This window comes from Desertimonas flava (genome assembly GCF_003426815.1).
GTDB lineage: Bacteria > Actinomycetota > Acidimicrobiia > Acidimicrobiales > Ilumatobacteraceae > Desertimonas > Desertimonas flava.
Window position 1 is genome coordinate 24448 of record NZ_QKYK01000041.1, and the last position, 16913, is coordinate 41360.

At 71.3% G+C, this 16913-nt stretch carries 16 protein-coding genes; 10 read left to right on the forward strand and 6 right to left on the reverse strand.

The genetic code is table 11. The features are described from left to right. Positions 1-33 precede the first annotated feature (33 nt). From DN771_RS26695 to DN771_RS26715, 5 genes are all read left to right on the forward strand, one after another. Positions 34-516 carry a glutathione peroxidase gene (locus DN771_RS26695; protein ID WP_117000625.1) on the forward strand — a complete coding sequence of 161 codons (483 nt, stop codon included), beginning with the start codon at positions 34-36 and terminating at the stop codon, positions 514-516. Between the two features lie 170 nt (positions 517-686). Further along, positions 687-1382, forward strand: coding sequence for a hypothetical protein (locus DN771_RS26700; RefSeq protein ID WP_162942455.1), 696 nt, complete (start codon positions 687-689; stop codon positions 1380-1382). 206 nt (positions 1383-1588) lie between these two features. Beyond that, positions 1589-3673, forward strand: coding sequence for a prolyl oligopeptidase family serine peptidase (locus DN771_RS26705; RefSeq protein ID WP_117000627.1), 2085 nt, complete (start codon positions 1589-1591; stop codon positions 3671-3673). Positions 3674-3692: 19 nt separating this feature from the next. Continuing rightward, complete coding sequence (locus DN771_RS26710; protein ID WP_117000628.1) at positions 3693-3974, forward strand: hypothetical protein; 282 nt, start codon at positions 3693-3695, stop codon at positions 3972-3974. A 6-nt stretch (positions 3975-3980) separates the two neighbouring features. Further along, positions 3981-4607, forward strand: a complete 627-nt coding sequence (locus tag DN771_RS26715; protein ID WP_117000629.1) for a VOC family protein — start codon at positions 3981-3983, stop codon at positions 4605-4607. Positions 4608-4618: 11 nt separating this feature from the next. Here DN771_RS26715 and DN771_RS26720 read toward each other — a convergent pair whose 3' ends face one another. Further along, the gene (locus tag DN771_RS26720; RefSeq protein WP_117000630.1) at positions 4619-5572 is read right to left on the reverse strand and encodes a PD-(D/E)XK nuclease family protein; all 954 of its coding nucleotides are present in this window, start codon (positions 5570-5572) and stop codon (positions 4619-4621) included. A gap of 77 nt (positions 5573-5649) precedes the next feature. Between DN771_RS26720 and DN771_RS26725 the strand changes: the two genes are divergently transcribed. After that, a complete protein-coding gene (locus DN771_RS26725; protein ID WP_117000631.1) occupies positions 5650-5994 on the forward strand; it encodes a hypothetical protein in 345 nt (114 codons plus the stop codon). 13 nt (positions 5995-6007) lie between these two features. Here the strand turns inward: DN771_RS26725 and DN771_RS26730 are convergent, their stop codons facing one another. Both DN771_RS26730 and DN771_RS26735 read right to left on the reverse strand, forming a co-directional pair. Then, entirely contained in the window at positions 6008-7882 is a 1875-nt protein-coding gene (locus DN771_RS26730) for an alpha/beta fold hydrolase (protein WP_117000632.1), read from the reverse strand. A 53-nt stretch (positions 7883-7935) separates the two neighbouring features. Further along, positions 7936-9537 carry a peptide chain release factor 3 gene (locus tag DN771_RS26735; protein WP_117000633.1) on the reverse strand — a complete coding sequence of 534 codons (1602 nt, stop codon included), beginning with the start codon at positions 9535-9537 and terminating at the stop codon, positions 7936-7938. A gap of 74 nt (positions 9538-9611) precedes the next feature. Between DN771_RS26735 and DN771_RS26740 the strand changes: the two genes are divergently transcribed. Next, positions 9612-9929 carry a GNAT family N-acetyltransferase gene (locus DN771_RS26740; RefSeq protein WP_117000634.1) on the forward strand — a complete coding sequence of 106 codons (318 nt, stop codon included), beginning with the start codon at positions 9612-9614 and terminating at the stop codon, positions 9927-9929. On the opposite strand, the gene DN771_RS26745 is transcribed toward DN771_RS26740, so the two are convergent. Further along, the gene (locus DN771_RS26745) at positions 9926-10729 is read right to left on the reverse strand and encodes an alpha-ketoglutarate-dependent dioxygenase AlkB (RefSeq protein WP_193615420.1); all 804 of its coding nucleotides are present in this window, start codon (positions 10727-10729) and stop codon (positions 9926-9928) included. The genes DN771_RS26740 and DN771_RS26745 overlap by 4 nt on opposite strands. Before the next feature lie 133 nt (positions 10730-10862). On the opposite strand from DN771_RS26745, the gene DN771_RS26750 reads away from it, so the two are divergent. Both DN771_RS26750 and DN771_RS26755 read left to right on the forward strand, forming a co-directional pair. Then, positions 10863-12329 (forward strand): LysM peptidoglycan-binding domain-containing protein, encoded by a 1467-nt coding sequence (locus DN771_RS26750; RefSeq protein ID WP_162942456.1) that lies wholly within the window; start codon positions 10863-10865, stop codon positions 12327-12329. 31 nt (positions 12330-12360) lie between these two features. Beyond that, a complete protein-coding gene (locus DN771_RS26755; RefSeq protein ID WP_162942457.1) occupies positions 12361-13188 on the forward strand; it encodes a 50S ribosomal protein L11 methyltransferase in 828 nt (275 codons plus the stop codon). Here the strand turns inward: DN771_RS26755 and DN771_RS26760 are convergent. Further along, positions 13157-13579 (reverse strand): VOC family protein, encoded by a 423-nt coding sequence (locus DN771_RS26760; RefSeq protein WP_117000637.1) that lies wholly within the window; start codon positions 13577-13579, stop codon positions 13157-13159. The two genes, DN771_RS26755 and DN771_RS26760, sit on opposite strands and share 32 nt — an antisense overlap. Further along, positions 13572-15386, reverse strand: coding sequence for a flavin-containing monooxygenase (locus DN771_RS26765; protein ID WP_117000638.1), 1815 nt, complete (start codon positions 15384-15386; stop codon positions 13572-13574). The genes DN771_RS26760 and DN771_RS26765 overlap by 8 nt, the downstream gene beginning before the upstream one ends. Before the next feature lie 99 nt (positions 15387-15485). Between DN771_RS26765 and DN771_RS26770 the strand changes: the two genes are divergently transcribed. Next, complete coding sequence (locus DN771_RS26770) at positions 15486-16781, forward strand: aspartate aminotransferase family protein (protein WP_117000639.1); 1296 nt, start codon at positions 15486-15488, stop codon at positions 16779-16781. Positions 16782-16913: the final 132 nt, after the last annotated feature.

The window sequence follows — 16913 nt, forward strand, 5'->3', positions numbered from 1 at the left end:
CGCGGTGGCGTGCCGGTGCGGCATGCTGGAGCCATGACGATCTATGAGCACCCGGTCAACACGCTGGCCGGCGAGCCGTCGAGCCTGGCCCAGTTCGAGGGGCAGCCGTTCCTCGTCGTGAACGTGGCATCGAAGTGCGGCCTGACGCCGCAATACACCGGCCTCGAGTCGCTGCACGAGCAGTACCACGACCGGGGGTTCAACGTCGTCGGGTTCCCCTGCAACCAGTTCGGCGGCCAGGAGCCCGGAACCGCCGAGGAGATCCAGACGTTCTGCTCCACCACCTACGGCGTGACGTTCCCGATGTTCGAGAAGGTCGACGTCAACGGCGACGACCGCCATCCGATCTACGCCGAGCTCACCGAGACGGCCGATGCCGAGGGGCACTCCGGCGACATCCGGTGGAACTTCGAGAAGTTCCTCGTCGGGCGGGACGGGAGCGTCACGCGCTTCTCACCGATGGTCACGCCAGAGGATCCCGCCCTCGTTGCCGCCATCGAAGCCGCCCTCGGCTGACGGCCTGCCCGGCGCCGCCGCGACGGTCGCCCATGCGGGCGACTCTCGTCGAGTTGGGGCAGTCGAGGAGGCACCCACTAGCTTCCGCCCATCCGGGCGCACCGTGTGTTCGGGTGGGAACAGAACGAGGTGCGACAGTGGAGAACTGTCCTGTATTGCCGGCGACCGGCATGTCCGCGACCGCCTTGGTGGTGCTCGCAGCCATTGCCCTGCTCACCGGCATCGTGCTGATCAACCTGACACGGCGACGGAGCATCGTCGCCGTGCTCGCTGTCGCCACGATGTCCGTCATCGGCGCTGGCCCCGTCGACGCCGCGACGAGTTGTCCACCGTCCACGACGTCCACGACGTCCACCTCCATCTCCACCTCCACCTCCACCTCCAGCACGGTGCCGCTGCCGGTCGTCGTGCCGACGAGCGAGGTGGCGACCACGTCGCCGCCACCATCCACCGTCGCGACCACGGCTCCGACGACGACGACGACGAGCCCAGCGTCGACGACGTCGACCTCAACGTCGACCTCGACGTCGACCACGTCGACCTCGACGAGTTCCACATCGACGACAACGATTCCGCTCAGCCGGGAGGTCACGGTCTCGTTCCGGCCCACCGCGACGGCACCGTTCTGCTCGGTGATCGTCACGATGGCCGGGTTCGCTCCGGACACGGACTACACCGTGACGGTCGACAACGACTCCGATGTCGGCCCGTTTCCCGGCTCCCCGTGGGCCTATTCCGTCACGACGGACGGTGCCGGCGCTGCCGAGTTGACGACGGTCATCTACTCCGAGGCGGACCCGTACCACGACGTCTTCCGCGCAACCGTGGACGGGGGCAGCTCCGCTTGGGTCCCGATCAGCTGCTGATTCGATCGTCCCCGCTGTGACGCCGACGGCGACGCCGTTCACCGTTCTCCCAGTTCGGGACGACCGGTACACCGTTAGGCTGGTCCGCTATGTCGAAGAAGACCAAGAAGAAGAAGGCCAAGCTGCGCCGCACCAAGGCGAACCACGGCAAGCGCCCCAACATGGGCCGCGGCTGACGCCACGCTCCACGACGTGACCGGGCGGCTGTGACTGGGTCGACGAACGTCCCGCCCTCGCGGCGTGAGGACGTCGTCGACGACTATCACGGCACCCCGGTCGCCGACCCGTACCGCTGGTTGGAGGCCGGCGACGCCGCCGAGGTGACCGACTGGGTGGAGCGACAGAACGCCCTCACCCGCGGCGTGCTCGACGACCCCGCCGGTCTCGGTGCCGATCGCGCCGTCTGGCACGGGCGGCTCGTCGACCTGATGCAGCTCCCCGTCGTGATGGGCGCCGTACGCCGCGACGACACGCTGTTCACGTGGGAGCGACCGTCCGGCTCCGAGCAGTTCGTCCTCGCCCGCCGTTCGGCCGTCGACGCGGCGCTCGCTCCGGTCACCCTCGTCGATCCCGCCAGTCGGAGCGCCGACGCGGCGACGGCGATCGACTGGTTCGAGCCGAGTGACGACGGCGGCCTCGTCGCCATCGGCACCAGCGAGGGCGGCACCGAGAACTCGACGCTGCGCGTCGTCAGCGGATCCGACGGCAGCTCGGCCGGAACGCCCGGGGCCGACGAGATCCCCAACACGAGGGCGTGCAGCGTCGCGTGGGAGCCGGACGGTGCCGGATTCTTCTACACCCGCTACCCCGAAGGCGACCAGTACCACCGGACCGTGCACCACCATCGCCTCGGTGCCGCCTGGGCCGACGACCCGGTGGTCTGGGCCGAGCACCCCGACCCGCAGGCGTGGCCGTCCGTCGACCTGTCACCGGACGGTCGCTGGCTGGTCGTCTCGGTGAGCGTCGGGTGGAGCCGTACCGATGTCCACGTGCTCGACCGCAGCACGGACCAGTGGACCACCGTCGTCGCCGGGGTCGAGGCCAACACCTATCTCGGGTTCAGCGCCGACGCTTCGGCCCTCGTCGGCACCACCACCATCGACGCGCCCCGCAACCGCGTCGTGCGCATCACGCTCGATCCGGAGACGCTCGGCGCCGGCCCGGAGTCGTGGGAGACCCTTGTCACCGAGCGCGACGACGTCATCGGCGCCGTGGGGTCCACCGCCGCCGGCCTCGTGATGGTCACCAGCCGGGCCGCAGTCGACTCCGTGTGGCGGCTCGACCACGACGGCGTACCGCTCGCCGACCGACCGATCGACCTCGGCGGCATCGTCACGGTCGACGGGGTCACCGTCAGCCGCCGCCACGACGACTTCTTCGTGCTCGCCAACTCCTTCACCGCACCGCCGTCGCTGCGTCGCTGGACGCCCGACGGCAGTGTCGTCACGTGGGCACCGGATGTGCCCGACGCCTCGCTCGTCCCCGACCTGGTGGTGTCCCAGACGACCTACCCATCGCGCGACGGCACGGAGATCGGGCTGTTCCTCATCCATCGGGCCGATGTGGAACCGAACCCCGAGACCCCGACCATCCTCAACGGCTACGGCGGCTTCGCCATCTCGCTCGGACCGGCCTGGCAGCCGCGCATCGCCGCGTGGTGTGCCGCCGGCGGCGTCTACGCCGTCGCCGGGCTGCGCGGCGGCCTCGAGCACGGCGAGGCGTGGCACGAGGCCGGCAAGGGCCCCAACAAGCAGAACGTCTTCGACGACTTCCACGCTGCGGCCGACACCCTCGTCCACCGGGGGGTGACGAGCCGGGAGCACCTCGCCGTCTACGGCGGGTCGAACGGCGGACTGTTGATGGGCGTCGTGCTCACCCAGCGTCCCGACCTGTGCGCGGCCGTCCTCTGTGCCGTCCCGCTGCTCGACATGGTGCGCTTCCCGAAGTTCCTCATCGCCCGCCTCTGGACGAGCGAGTACGGCGACCCCGACGTGGCCGAGGAGTTCGGCTGGATCTTCCCGTACTCGCCCTACCATCACGTCACGCCGGGCACCGAGTACCCGGCCACCCTGATCCAGACGGCGGAGGGGGACACCCGGGTCGACCCCCTGCACGCCCGCAAGATGACCGCGCTGCTGCAGTGGGCGTCTCCTGCCCTCGACCGCAGGCCGATCCTGCTGTTCCAGGAGGATCGGGCCGGTCACGGCGTGGGCAAGCCCGTCGCCAAGCAGGCGGACTCGATCGCCGACGGGCTCGCCTTCCTCGGCGCCCACACGGGGCTCCACCCCTGAGGGCGGCAATACTGGGGGCATGACAGAGCAGCCAACCGGTTCGGACGACGAGCACCTGGAGCGCACCGTCGCCAACTCGGCACCGGGGTCGGCCATCAACCCGACCCCGGACGAGAAAGAAGCCCTGCTCGACGCCTACGACCTCGACGAGGACGGCAAGGTGTCGCTCGTCGAGGAAGCCCGCTCGGCGCTCGGTGTCGTCGACGCCCGGCTCGAGGAGTTCGCCGAGGAGCACGAGGGAGTCGTCGGCAAGCTCGCCGACGCCGCCCACAAGGTCGTCGACAAGCTCGACAACGACTGAGCGCCGGTGACCGTCTCGATCCCGTGGCTCGTGGTCGGGGGCCCGCTCGCGCGATGGACGGCGCTCGGACTCGTCGCTGACGAGTCGACCGGGCGGATCCCCTTCTTCGGCACCGGTCTCGAGATCACCGACCTCGGCGAGCCGGGCATGATCGGCTGGGTGATGTCGGGCGTCGAGGGCGCGCTGGACGCCGAGTTCGACGTCGACGGCGTGCCGACGAGACTCGCCGACCCGGCACCTCCGATGTTCGCCGACCACCCGCTGGGGGTCGACCGCATCGACCACGTCGTGGTCAGCACTGACGATCTCGTGCGCACCTGCGGTGCCATCGCCGACGTCACGGGCGAACCGCTCAAGCGGGTGCGCGAAGCCGGCGCCATCCGCCAGGGGTTCCACCGCGTCGATGGTCTCATCGTCGAGGTCGTCGAGCGGGCGGGTCAGGACCCCGGGCCGGCGACGCTCTGGGGGTTCGTCCTCACCGTCGCCGACCTCGACGCGTCGGTCGCCCTGCTCGGCGAGGACGTGATCGGTGAACCCCGCGATGCCGTGCAGCCGGGCCGGCGGATCGCCACCGTCCGCAGCTCGGCCGGCCTCGGCGTCCCGCTGGCGCTGATGTCACCCCACGTGCGCTGACGGCGACGCGGTCAGGGTTCGTCGCCGTCAGGGTCGTCGACGGCGGCGAGGTGGGCGCGGCCCTCGGCGCACTCGGCTCGCAGCGGGCACCAGCGGCACGCCACGCCGGGTGACCGTGACGGCTCCCGATCCTCGAATCGCACCTCGACCATGCGGTCGATGGCGTCGAGCGTGCGCCGGAGCGTCGACCGCAGCAGGGCCTCGGTCACGACCTCGGTCTCGGCGGTGCCCGAGTCGAGCGAGTAGGTGGCGAGCAGGCGAGGCGGCAGGCGTCGCGTCAGCGTCTCGACGAGGGCGTAGAAGCGCAGGTCGTGGCGGTGGCGGGGGTGCGGCCGACCGGTCTTCACGTCGACGATCACCTTGGTGCTCTCGTTGCCGCGGGGAGGGCCGATCATCAGGTCGACCTGGGCGCGCAGGGCGATCGGCCCGCTCGGCGGGAAGGACGCCCTGGCTTCGGTGACCGGCCGCCACGTGCGGTCCAGCGGCGGGAAGCACTCGAGGAACTTGGTGACGTGCTCGACGGTGCGCGACCGGAGATCGGCGTGGTCGGCGGGGTCACAGTCGGCGAGCCACTCGCCGATGCCTCGTTCCTCGTCGATCACCCTGGCGATCGCTTCTTCGACGAGTGTGGCCGGCACCGGCTCGGCCGGCCAGTGCACCGACAGCTGGATGGCCCGGTGGGCGATCGTGCCGCGCGCCGTCGCCGGCGACCAGGCGAAGTCGTCGGGCGCCGCCCACGCCGCCTCGCAGGCGAGGACCGAGTCGATCGAACGCTTGGTGACCACCAGCTCGGCGCGATCGCCCGACGGTTCACCGACCCGCTCCGCCAGCTCGCCGAGCCCCGTCTCGAAGTCGTCGCGAAGCTCGGCCACGAACGCCGCGTCGAACACGACCGGGTCGCCCCGACGCCCGAGCAAGGCCAGCGTCTCGCGTTGCGTCGGCGTGAGGGTGTCGGCTCCGATCACCCGGCGATCGTACCGATGGGGTGTCACATCCGACCCCGAACGACAACTGTGTAACAGGGCTCGTTCATAGTGGAGGCATGTCAACCGCCGCCCCCGCCGACGACGGCAGCGCCGCCGCCAGCACCCTGGAGTTCGCGTCAGCCGCGCGGCTGCTGTCGGCCGCCACGCGGCGAGCGGGACTGGTGGCGCCGGGCTTCCGCACACCACCACGCATCGTCGGGGTCGACCGCACGATCCGTCGTCACCCGGCCGGAGCCACCGTCTCGGTGCGGGTGCGCGGCCGCCCGTGGCCGGCGATCGCGGCCGACATGATCGACGGCATCGTCGTCACCAACCGGCTCGATGCCCGACGCGCCAACCGGCTGCGGGCCGACCTGTGGGACGTGATGAACCACGCCCATCGCCAGCGTCACGTGGCGTGACCGAACGGCGTGGTCACTCGGCGAGGGCGGCCACCACCACGAGACCCTGCCCGGCGGGAACGGCGTCGGCGAGCCCGTCGAGATCGTCGCTCGTGGCGAGCGCATCGGCGGGGACCACGAGGACCACCACGAACACGCCGTCGGGACCGAACGTCTGCAGCAACGTCGCGCCGTCGATGATGTCGTCGCGCGTGCCCACCACCTGGAACCCGGCGGCGGGCAGTGCCTGTTCGTACCCGGCGATCACGCTGGCGGCGTCGCCGGTCATCGCCCACGCCTCGGTGTAGGCGTCGTCCGGCGGCAGTCCGAGTGCGCCGGCGATCGTCGGGTCGGTGAGGGGGGCGCCGACACCGGCCGGAACCGGCAGCTGGTCCCAGAACACGGGACGGGGGACGTCGGGATCGGGGTCGCACACGGTGCCGGCGACGGGAAGCGACAGCGTGGCGATCGTGGCGGCCTCGATGTCGGTCACGCAGTCGGAGGCGAGGATCTGTCCGTGGCCCTCGCCGGAGTACGCGAGCAGGCGGGCGTTGGGACCCATCATCGCGGTGAGCTCCTCGGCGAGTTCGAATGGCGTGGCGGGATCGTTCATTCCGCCGACGACGAGGATCGGCGCCGACCCCGTGTACGACGGGACGACGGGCTCGACGTCCGAGGGCAGCATCTCGCCACAGAGGTCGTAGAAGTCCACGAGGCCCATGTCTCGCGAGAAGCGCGGCGCGGCCGCCCGGATCTCGGCGAGCAGGGCCTCGGGGTCGGCGGGCACGGCGGCGTCGATCCCGCTCGCGCAGCGGATGATGAAGAACGACTGGAACAGGGTGTCGAACGTGCCGTCGTCGTTGCGTCCCTCGTAGTCGTCGGCGAGGTCGAGCAGACCCTGGCCGTCACCGGCTTCGGCCTCGGCGAGCGCGGCACCCAGTTCCGGCCAGGCCGTCTCGCTGTACAGCGCCGAGACCGTGGCGGTCTCCATCGCCACGTGGTTGACCTCGCGGCCGTCGGCGACGACGAGGGGAGTGGTGTCGAGCCGGGCGAGCAGGGCGTCCCAGCGGCCCGCGACGTCGACCGCGGTGAACGCGCACTCCGAGGTCTCCTCACACCACGCCGCCCAGTTGGCGAACGCGTTCTCGAACCCGATCGCCTGGGTCGCGTACTGCTCGAACTCGGTCCGGCCGACGTACTGGGCCGCGGCGTCGAGCACCATCGAGCGGACCTGGTCGGGGAACAGCGTGGCGTAGACGGCACCGAGATACGTGCCGTACGAGATGCCGATGTACGAGATCTGGGCGTCGCCGAGGGCGACGCGGATCGAGTCCATGTCCCGTGCCGTGGCCTCGGTGGAGTAGTGCCGGAGCGTGTCGCCGTACTCGGCGACGCAGGCACGCGGGAACGCCAACTCGCCAGCGGCCAGCGCGACGGCCTCGGCGATGCTCTCGGGCGTGTCGTCGGCGTACAGCGTGGCGTCGACCTGGGCGTCGTCGAGGCAGCGGATGCCACCCGAGCGATCGACGCCGCGAGGGTCGAAGCCGATGATGTCGAAACGGTCGAGACCGACCATCGAGTTGTGGATCGCCGCGCCGGCGTTGGCCACGAGGTCGTAGCCCGAGCCACCAGGACCGCCGGGATTCATCAGGACCGCGCCCTCGCGCTGGCCGGCGGCCGGGAGGCGGATGAGGGCGATGCCGATCGTTTCGCCTCCCGGGTTCGCGTAGTCGAGCGGCACCGCCAGCGTCGTGCACTCGAACTCGGGGTCGACGTCTTCCTCGCACGGCCCCCACGCGAGCGTGGACTGCTGCGGCGCACGTTGCGGTGCGGCGCCGGCCGGAGCGGCGGTGACGCCGAGTGTGCCGAGTGCGAGACAAGCGGCGAGAGCGAGACGAGCCCGAGACATCGGGCCAGGGTACTGAACAGCGGTCCCGCGACGGCGGCGGGAACGACCCCTGACTACGGCGCGAATGCGCCGCCGGCGACGAGGGGTTCGAGCACGAGTTCGGGCTCGTCGGCCTCGAGCCGGGCGAGGCGGTAGCGGTTCTCGAACAGGGCGACCAGCTCGCCGTCCCCCCGCCGCATGATGCGGATGCCGCCGATGTCCCGCAGGCGCGGCACCGACTCCTTGTCGGTGCGGCGGATCGCCTGATACGACGCGAGCAGGATCTCGGCCGGGGCGTTGAACTCGCTGGCGAGCCGATGACCGAACACCTCGAACTGCAGGGCCCCGACGGCCGCGAGGATCGGTGACGTCTCGGCGTGGTCGGGGTCCCGGAGCACCTGGACCACGCCTTCCTCGTCGAGCTGCTCGAGGCCCTTGCGGAACTGCTTCGATCGCCCCGTGTCGAGCGGGCGGGCGGTGGCGAAGACCTCGGGGGAGAAGCGGGGGATCGGCGGGAACGTGACGGGGGCTCCGGCGTGGATCGTGTCGCCGATCTGCAGGCCGGTGGCGTTGACCAATCCGACGACGTCGCCGGGATAGGCCTCCTCGACCGTCTCCCGGTCGGCGCCGAATGCCGTGGTGGCGTACTTCGTGGTGAGCTCCCGCCCGGTGCGGTCGCACGTGACGGTCATGCCGCGCTCGAAGCGACCCGAGCAGATGCGGGCGAATGCCAGGCGGTCCCGGTGCGACGGGTCCATGTTCGCCTGCACCTTGAACACGAACGCCGAGAAGTCGTCGTCGAGGGCCCGGATGTTGTCCTTGGAGTCGACGCGGGCCGACGGTGCGGGGGCGAGATCGACGACGGCGTCGAGGATCATGCGGACGCCGAAGTTGGTGAGCGCCGAGCCCACGAAGACCGGCGTCGAGTCACCGGCCAGGAACGACGGCAGGTCGACGTCGGCGCCGACGGCGTCGAGCAGGCCGATCTCGTCGAGTGCGGTCTGCCAGGCCGCCCCTTCCTCGCGGGCCGCCTGGTCGTTGGGCACGACCTCCTCGGGGGCGAGCGACGCACCTCGGTCGGTCCGGGTGAACCGGATGTACGTGTCGGTCCGGCGGTCGATGACGCCGCGCAGATCACCGGCGATGCCCACCGGCCACGTGGCCGGCGTGGGACGCAGACCGATCTGGGACTCGATCTCGTCGAGCAGCTCCAGCGGCTCGCGGCCGGGCCGGTCGTACTTGTTGAGGAACGTCAGCACGGGGAGGCGGCGGCTGCGGCAGACCTCGAAGAGCTTCAACGTCTGGGCCTCGATGCCCTTGGCCGTGTCGAGCACCATCACCACGGCGTCGACGCCGGCGAGCACGCGGTAGGTGTCCTCGGAGAAGTCCTTGTGGCCGGGCGTGTCGAGCAGGTTGACGACGTGATCCCGGTACGGGAACTGCAGGACCGTCGAGCTGATCGAGATGCCGCGCTGGCGTTCGAGCTCCATCCAGTCCGACGTCGCCGACCGGCGACCCTCGCGAGCCTTCACGGCGCCGGCCCGCTGCACCGCACCGGCGTAGAGCAGGAACTTCTCGGTGAGCGTGGTCTTTCCGGCGTCGGGGTGGCTGATGATGGCGAACGTGCGCCGGCGCGCCGTCTCGGCGATGACATCGGGCGCGTTGAGGGTCTCCACGACCGTTCAACGCTATCGGCGCCCGGCAGTTCGGGGTCGGGCTGCGCCGCCGTCGGCGACGTAGCGTGCACGCGATGAGTGACGACGCGACCATCACCGTCGGCGAGAACGCCGACGCCGACCGCTACGAGATCCACGTCGACGGCGCGCTCGGTGGCTTCGCCCAGTACGTCCGCCGCAACGGCCGGACGTACTTCGTGCACACCGAGATCGATCCCGCCTTCGGCGGCCGCGGCCTCGGCGGTCAGTTGGTGAAGGCGGCGCTCGACTCGGAGCGCGCCGCCGAGCGGCCGATCGTGCCGCTCTGCCCGTTCGTCAAGGCGTTCGTCGAGCGCCACCCCGCGTACCAGGACCTGGTCGACGGTCGCATCGTCGCGGCGATCGACGACTAACGACCCAGGCCGGTCTCGCGCACGGTGATGCTCAGCCGACCCGGCGGGAGTCCGAGGCCGCCAGGCGCCGTGCCGTCGCGCACCTTCGGCACGCCGTGGAAGATCCGCCGGTTCTCACCGCCGAACACGAGGAGATCGCCCGAGCGAAGCTCGAGATCGGTGAACGGCCCCGTCCGGCGGTCGACAGCGGCGAGGCGGAACACGCATGTGTCGCCGAGGCTGATCGTGACGACGGGCGCGTCCGACGGTTCCTCACCGTCCTGGTGCAGACCGAGCTTGCTGCCCGGCGCGTAGAGGTTGACGATCGCCGCATCGGGCTCGAACCGGGCGGTCGGCCACGGGCCGGTGTCGGCGACGGCGCGGCGGCTGACCTCGACGAGATCGGCGGGCAGTGGCTTCACCGGGGCGGCGTCGGTGTCGTCGGCGTGGCGCGAATACACGTAGGGGTACCAGTGCCAGCCGAGACAGACCGACTGGACGCTCATCAGGTGCCCTGTCGGCATCCGCGGGTGGCGCAGGCCGGCGGGCGGGACGGCCCAAGTGCGGAACTGGGCCACGAGGTCGCGCTGCCGGTCGAGGTCGAGCCAGCGCCGGATGAGCACCACCCCGGGCAGCGGCCGTTCGGGCGCAGCGGAACCGTCGACGGGCTCGGTCAGGTCGAGCGAGAGCTGCGCGAGGCGTTCGCCGGGCACGGCGCGCGGAGCGTCGCCATCGGGAGGGAGCACGGTCGGCACCCCGAGCCGGGATGCCGGAAGCTTCACCGGTTGCTCGACGACGCTGACGCGTCCGGTCGTACCCATACCCTGCCAACGTACGCCGGGATCACCGTGTGAGGTCGGCAGGATCCGGACATCGAATGCGCACCGGGACGATGGCCGGTCGAAGCCGATAAGGGCGGCGTCGGGCTGAGGGCCGGGGCTACCGTGACTCGCGATGAAACGACCGGTGCTGGCTCTCGTCGTCGCTGCGGTCGCCGGCCCGATCACCACGCCAGCCGTCACCATCGCGGCCCCGCCGCCGGCGGCCGACGTCGCCGTCGTGATGGCGGCCTCGCCTGACGACGTCGGGTTCGGCCAGGCGATCGTCGACAGCGTGAATCGGCTCCAGGGCGGCGGAGTGGTCGCCGACCTCCACATCACGAGCGGTCTCGGCGACGGTCGGGCCGCCGCCGGGGAGGCGATCGAGTCGTACTCGGCCGGCGAGTTCGAGCTGGTCGTGGTCGCCGGCGACGAGTTCGACGAGCAGCTCATCGATGCGGCGGTCAACCATCCCGACCAGCACTACGCCTGGATCGCCGCTCCCGACGCCCCCGACTTCGCCCAGGCGTCGGGGCTCCCCAACGTGGCCGTCATCGTGCCGGCGGCCCAGCAGGGCGCGTACGTGCTCGGCGAGTTGGCGGCGGCGGTCACGCCCGACCCCGCAGCGGTGACACTCGTGTCGCCGACGGGATCCGGGATCGACGCCCTCTTCGGGTCGGGGTTCGCGCTCGGCTTCGCCGCTGCGGCGGACGGCGCCGAGGTCGTCGCGACGCCCGAGCCGGCGGCCGGCGCGACGGTGTTCGCCGGCGGGCCGTTCGACATGGCGAGCGAGGCGGCGTCCGGCGGTGCCGTCGTCCTGTACACCGGCTTCGACGCCACGCCGTTCGACGACCGGTTCGCCGCGGCCATGGTGTACCGGCTCGATCCGTCGCTCCACGGTGTGCTCGATGGGCTCGCCGCCGGGGCGTTCCCCGCCGGTGTGTCGGCGGCAACGGTCGGCAACGAGGGGGTCACCATCGTGATCGCTCCCGGAAGCGCGCTGCCGCCCGACGCGCTCGACCGGGCCGGCCAGACGCTGGCGGCCCTTTCGGCCGGCGGCTTCGACGTCGTGGTCGATGTCCCGACCCGCGTCCGCATCGGTGCGGGCGAGACGCCCGAATCGGTCGCCGAATCGCTCGGCGTCTCCGTCGACCAGCTCGCCGAGGCGAACGGCCTCACCGCGGCCGAGGTGACGGTCGGCGCCGTGCTCCAGACCGGCCTGCCCACGGTGGTTGCGGCGGGCACGCCGGCGACGGGGGCGAGGATCACGCCCAACCATGTGGGTCCGGTCGGCGACTGCCAGGGCATGGGTGTCGACACGGCGAACCAGTGGCGGTCCGAGCTCGGTGCGCCCGCGCTCACCGATGGCGGGCTGGGCTCGTGCGACTGGGCTCGCCACCTGGCCGAGACGGGCACGTCCGCCCACGCCGGCGACGTCACCGAGGTGATCTTCATCGGGCAGCGTTGCGGCGACGCGTGGGTCGGCTGGCGCGACTCGGCGAGCCACTACGACGTGATCGTGAGCGCCGACTACAGCGTGGGCGACTTCTCGTGCATCGTCACCGCCGATGGCACCGCCTACGCCGTCGGTCGGCTCGCCTAGTGGCCAGGGTCCCCCCGGGGGGAGTCCGCCGATGACGATCGTCGTCGCGGCCCCGGCGGCCGATGTCGACGGCGTCGTGACTCGCCTGCGAACACTCGGCGCCGATGGAGTGAACGCCTCCAGCACCGGCACCGGCCGGTGGCTCGTCCGGGCGACGACCCCCGACGAGGCGACGGATGAGCTGCTGGTCCAACGACTCCGCGCCGAGGGCCTGATCGCCGTGGCCCGCCCGAACGCGGGCGTGCGCCTCGACGCGTGGATGGAACACACCCGACCGCGCGTCTTCGCAGGCCGCGTCAGCGTGTGCTTCGCCTGGACCGAGCACGACCGTGCCAACCTGGCCGGTCTCGTCGAGCTCGGCCTCGGCGGCTTCGGCAACGGTGAACATCCGACGACGGCGATGCTGATCGACGAGTTGCTCGACCGCGTCGCCGGTGGCGAGCGGGTCCTCGACGTCGGCTGCGGCAGTGGCGTCCTCGGGCTGTGCGCCCTCCGCCTCGGCGCCGGCGAGCTCGTGGCCGTGGACGTCAAGCCGGACGCCGTCGAGGCCACCAGGCGCAACGCCCTGCTCAACCGGGTGGACGCCGTGACGATGGCGACGACTGCGCCGCTCGGCGAGATCGACGGCCCGTTCGACGTGATCGTGGCCAACATCGGCCGCGGCGCCCTCGTCGAGCTGGCGCCGGAACTGCGGCGGCTGCTGGCGCCGGAGGGCTGGCTCGGGGTCAGCGGGTTCTCGCCGGTGCAGCGCGAGCAGGTCGCCGACTTCCTCCGGCCCCTCGCCACGATGGGTCACCGATCGGTCGGAGACTGGTCTGCGGCGGTCCTCAGCGGTCCAGTTCGGCGTAGATCTCGATGACGTTGCGCTCGGGGTCGGCGAAGAACAGCGTGCGGTGCCCGAACGGCTGGTCGACGACCGGCTCGAGCGGTTCGACGCCGCGCGCGACGAGCTGACGCTCGGCCGCGGCCACGTCGCCGGGTGGGACGCGAAAGGCGAGTTGCACGGACGCCCCGCCCCCGCTCAGCGGTCCACCGTCACGAGGCCCGCGCCGGCGAAGCGCCACCAGCGAGGAGCCGACGCGGAGCCCGATCCACCTGCCGGGAATCTCCTCGTGGACCTGAAAGCCCAGGACGTCGGTGTAGAACTCGCGCATCCGGGCCAGGTCGTCGCAGATGAGGACGGTGTAGTCGAGGTTGCGAATGGCGTCGAGCCCTGCGTGGCGCGGTCCCAGATCGGTGGGGTCAGACATGAGGTACGAGTTCCATCCCCTCGAGCTCGCCCGCCGCCCGCCAGTCCTCGAGCAGGCGGTTGAACGCGCTGGCGCCCGGCGTGTAGGCGCCGAAGAAGGCGTTGCCGGCCTGCGGTGACCCTTCGTTGTTGTAGTAGCCGGGCGTGCAGGCGGCGAGGAAGCCGGCGCCGCCCACCTTGAAGCCGTTGATGAGCGCGACCCAGTCGGCCTGACCCTCCTCCGACGGTTCGATCGTCGCCGCCTTCCGGCGGATCGTCTCGTCGATCAGGTAGGCGATGTGCTTGGCCTGGTCGTCGAACATCGACGTCATGTTGACGCTGAACGCGTTCTGCGAGACGCCGACGTAGAACCAGTTCGGGAAGCCCCGTGTGGTCAGCCCGTGCAACGTGCGCAAGCCGTCGGCCCAGTGGTCGAACAGGGAGACTCCACCGCGGCCGTTGATCTCCATCCCGAGGCGGCGGCGGAAGTCGGCTGAGATCTCGAATCCCGTCGCGTAGATGATGCAGTCGACCTCGTACTCGTGCCCGTTGGCCACGACGCCGCGCTCGGTGATGCGTTCGACGCCGCGGGACTCGCTGACGTCGACGAGCGTGACGTTGTCGCGGTTGAAGCAGGCCAGGTACTCGTCGTTGAACGTCGGGCGCTTGCACATGACGCGGTAGTAGGGCTTGAGCGCCTCGGCGACGGCGGGGTCGTCGACCGTCTCGTCGACCCGGGCCCGGATCTCGTTCATCTTCCGCAGATCGCTCGCCTCGACGACGAGGTCGCGCTCCTCCTTGGTGCGGGGACGATTGGCGCCCTTGGGCGAGGAGATGGAGCGGAAGATGTCGGTCCAGCCGTCGTCGACGAGATCGACGTCGACCGGTCGTCCGGCCGCCTGGTCGTTGAAGTTCTCGCGGCGTTCGCGTTGCCAGCCCGGCTGGAGCGAGGACCACCACCCGGGATCGGTCGGCCGGTTGCGCCGCCAGTCGACCGACGACGGCGTCCGCTGGAACACGTACACGTGGGCGGCGTCGGCGGCGACGCGTGGTGTGCACTGGACGGCCGATGCCCCGGTGCCGATGATCGCCACCCGCTTGTCGGCGAGCCCGGTCATGCCGCCGTTGGTATCGCCGCCCGTGTAGGCGTAGTCCCACCGGCTGGTGTGGAACGCGTGGCCGCCGAACTCGTCGATGCCCGGGATGCCGGGCAGCTTGGGACGGGTGATGGAGCCGAGGGCCATGACGACGAAGCGCGCGGTCAGCGCGTCGTCCCGGTCGGTGCGGATGTGCCAGCGGGCTCGCTCGTCATCCCAGTCGATCGACCGCACCCTCGTCTGCAGGATCGCCTTCGGGTACAGGTCGTAGTGATGCCCGATGCGCCGCGAGTGGTCGAGGATCTCGGTCGCGTAGGCGTACTTCTCGGTGGGCATGTACCCCAGCTCCTCGAGGAGCGGGAGATAGCAGTAGGCATCGGTGTCGCACTGGGCGCCGGGGTACCGGTTCCAGTACCAGGTGCCGCCGAAGTCCGCGCCGGCTTCGATGATGCGGAACGACGTGACGCCGCGCTCGCTGAGCCGGGCGGCGGCCAGCAGCCCGCTGAAGCCGCCGCCGATGATGGCGATGTCGATGTCGTCGTGCAGCGGTTCGCGGTCGAACGCCGGGTCGGCGTAGGGGTCGGCGTCGGCGAAGTGGGCGAACCGGCCGGCGGCTTCCACGTACTGATCGGCGCCGTCGGGGCGCAATCGGCGCTCACGCTCGCGGCGATACCGATCGCGCATCGCCTCCTGCTCCGCGCCTTCGAGTCCCGGCTCGGTACCCCCGTCCATGGCGCCAACACTACGAGCGACCGGTCGCCCGGCCGTGGCCGGACGGTTCGTCCACCGGCGACCGAGCGGCACGCCTGGACGGCGCGCGATGATCGCGCGATGTCGGACGACGTCGACCTGGACCGAGCCACCCGCCACCTGATCCGCTACGGAGCGACGTTCTCGCCGTTCGTCGCCGAGCGGGCTGCCGGTTCGTACGTCGAGGACGCCAGTGGCCGGCGCGTGCTCGACTTCACGAGCGGGCAGATGAGCTCGATCCTCGGTCACTCGCATCCCGAGATCGTCGACGTCGTCACCGACATGATCGGCCGTCTCGACCATCTGTTCTCGGGGATGTTGTCGCGGCCGGTCATCGATCTGGCCGACGCGCTCGCCGCGCTGGCTCCCGGTCTCGACAAGGTGCTGCTGCTCACGACGGGAGCGGAGTCGAACGAGGCGGCACTGCGCCTGGCCAAGGTGGCGACCGGTGGTTGGGAGGTCGTCGGCTTCGCCCAGAGCTGGCACGGCATGACGGGCGCGGCGGCGTCGGCCACGTACTCCGCCGGCCGTCGCGGGCACGGGCCGCCCCAAGCGGGATCGATGGCCGTGTTCGCTCCCAATGCCTACCGGCCGCGCTTCACCGGTCCCGACGGGTCACTCGACTGGCGCGCCGAGCTCGACGACGCGTTCGATCTGCTCGACCGTCAGAGTGCCGGGGCTCCGGCGGCGTTCATCGCCGAGCCCGTGCTGTCGTCGGGCGGCATCCTCGAGCTGCCCGAGGGCTACCTCGCCGCCCTGCAGGCCCGCTGCCACGAGCGGGGGATGCTGCTCGTCGTCGACGAGGCCCAGACCGGCCTGGGGCGGACGGGCTCGATGTTCGCCTTCGAGCGCGACGGCATCGTGCCCGACATCCTCACACTCTCCAAGACGCTCGGCGCCGGGCTGCCGCTCGCTGCCGTGCTGACCACCGCCGAGCTGGAGGAACGGGCCCACTATGGCGGCTTTCTCTTCTACACGACCCACGTGTCGGACCCGCTGCCGGCCGCGGTCGGTCTGAAGGTCGTGGAGATCGTGGTGCGGGACCGTCTCGCCGAGCGTGCCGCCGCGGCCGGTGCCCGCCTGCTTTCGGGCCTCGGCGACCTGCGCGACCGCTACGACTGCGTCGGCGACGTGCGCGGCCGCGGGCTGCTCGTCGGGCTCGAGGTGGTCGCCGACAAGGAATCGAAGAAGCCGGCGCCCGAGCTCGGCGCGGCGATCACCCGGCGTTGCTTCGAGCTCGGCCTCTCGATGAACATCACCGCGCTGCGCGGCATGGGAGGCGTGTTCCGCATCGCCCCACCGCTCACCATCAGCGACGCCGAGCTCGACCTCGGCCTGGAGGTCCTCGACCAGGCGATCGCCGACGTCGCCGGCTGAACGGCGTCGCTGCCCCCGGCCCCCGGCCCCCGGCCCCCGGCCCCCGGCCCCCGGCCCCCGGCCCCCGGCCCCCGGCCCCGTCGACCTACCTCGGCGAAACTCCGCTCTGCGAGAACAGCAGGTGAGCACGAC

Excerpts from the sequence above, each read along its gene's own strand:
- DN771_RS26695 (WP_117000625.1), top strand. The coding sequence starts at position 34 with ATGACGATCTATGAGCACCCGGTCAACACGCTGGCCGGCGAGCCGTCG.
- DN771_RS26700 (WP_162942455.1), top strand. The coding sequence starts at position 687 with ATGTCCGCGACCGCCTTGGTGGTGCTCGCAGCCATTGCCCTGCTCACC.
- DN771_RS26710 (WP_117000628.1), top strand. The coding sequence starts at position 3,693 with ATGACAGAGCAGCCAACCGGTTCGGACGACGAGCACCTGGAGCGCACC.
- DN771_RS26725 (WP_117000631.1), top strand. The coding sequence starts at position 5,650 with ATGTCAACCGCCGCCCCCGCCGACGACGGCAGCGCCGCCGCCAGCACC.
- DN771_RS26730 (WP_117000632.1), bottom strand. The coding sequence starts at position 7,882 with ATGTCTCGGGCTCGTCTCGCTCTCGCCGCTTGTCTCGCACTCGGCACA.
- DN771_RS26740 (WP_117000634.1), top strand. The coding sequence starts at position 9,612 with ATGAGTGACGACGCGACCATCACCGTCGGCGAGAACGCCGACGCCGAC.
- DN771_RS26745 (WP_193615420.1), bottom strand. The coding sequence starts at position 10,729 with ATGGGTACGACCGGACGCGTCAGCGTCGTCGAGCAACCGGTGAAGCTT.
- DN771_RS26750 (WP_162942456.1), top strand. The coding sequence starts at position 10,863 with ATGAAACGACCGGTGCTGGCTCTCGTCGTCGCTGCGGTCGCCGGCCCG.
- DN771_RS26755 (WP_162942457.1), top strand. The coding sequence starts at position 12,361 with ATGACGATCGTCGTCGCGGCCCCGGCGGCCGATGTCGACGGCGTCGTG.
- DN771_RS26760 (WP_117000637.1), bottom strand. The coding sequence starts at position 13,579 with ATGTCTGACCCCACCGATCTGGGACCGCGCCACGCAGGGCTCGACGCC.
- DN771_RS26765 (WP_117000638.1), bottom strand. The coding sequence starts at position 15,386 with ATGGACGGGGGTACCGAGCCGGGACTCGAAGGCGCGGAGCAGGAGGCG.
- DN771_RS26770 (WP_117000639.1), top strand. The coding sequence starts at position 15,486 with ATGTCGGACGACGTCGACCTGGACCGAGCCACCCGCCACCTGATCCGC.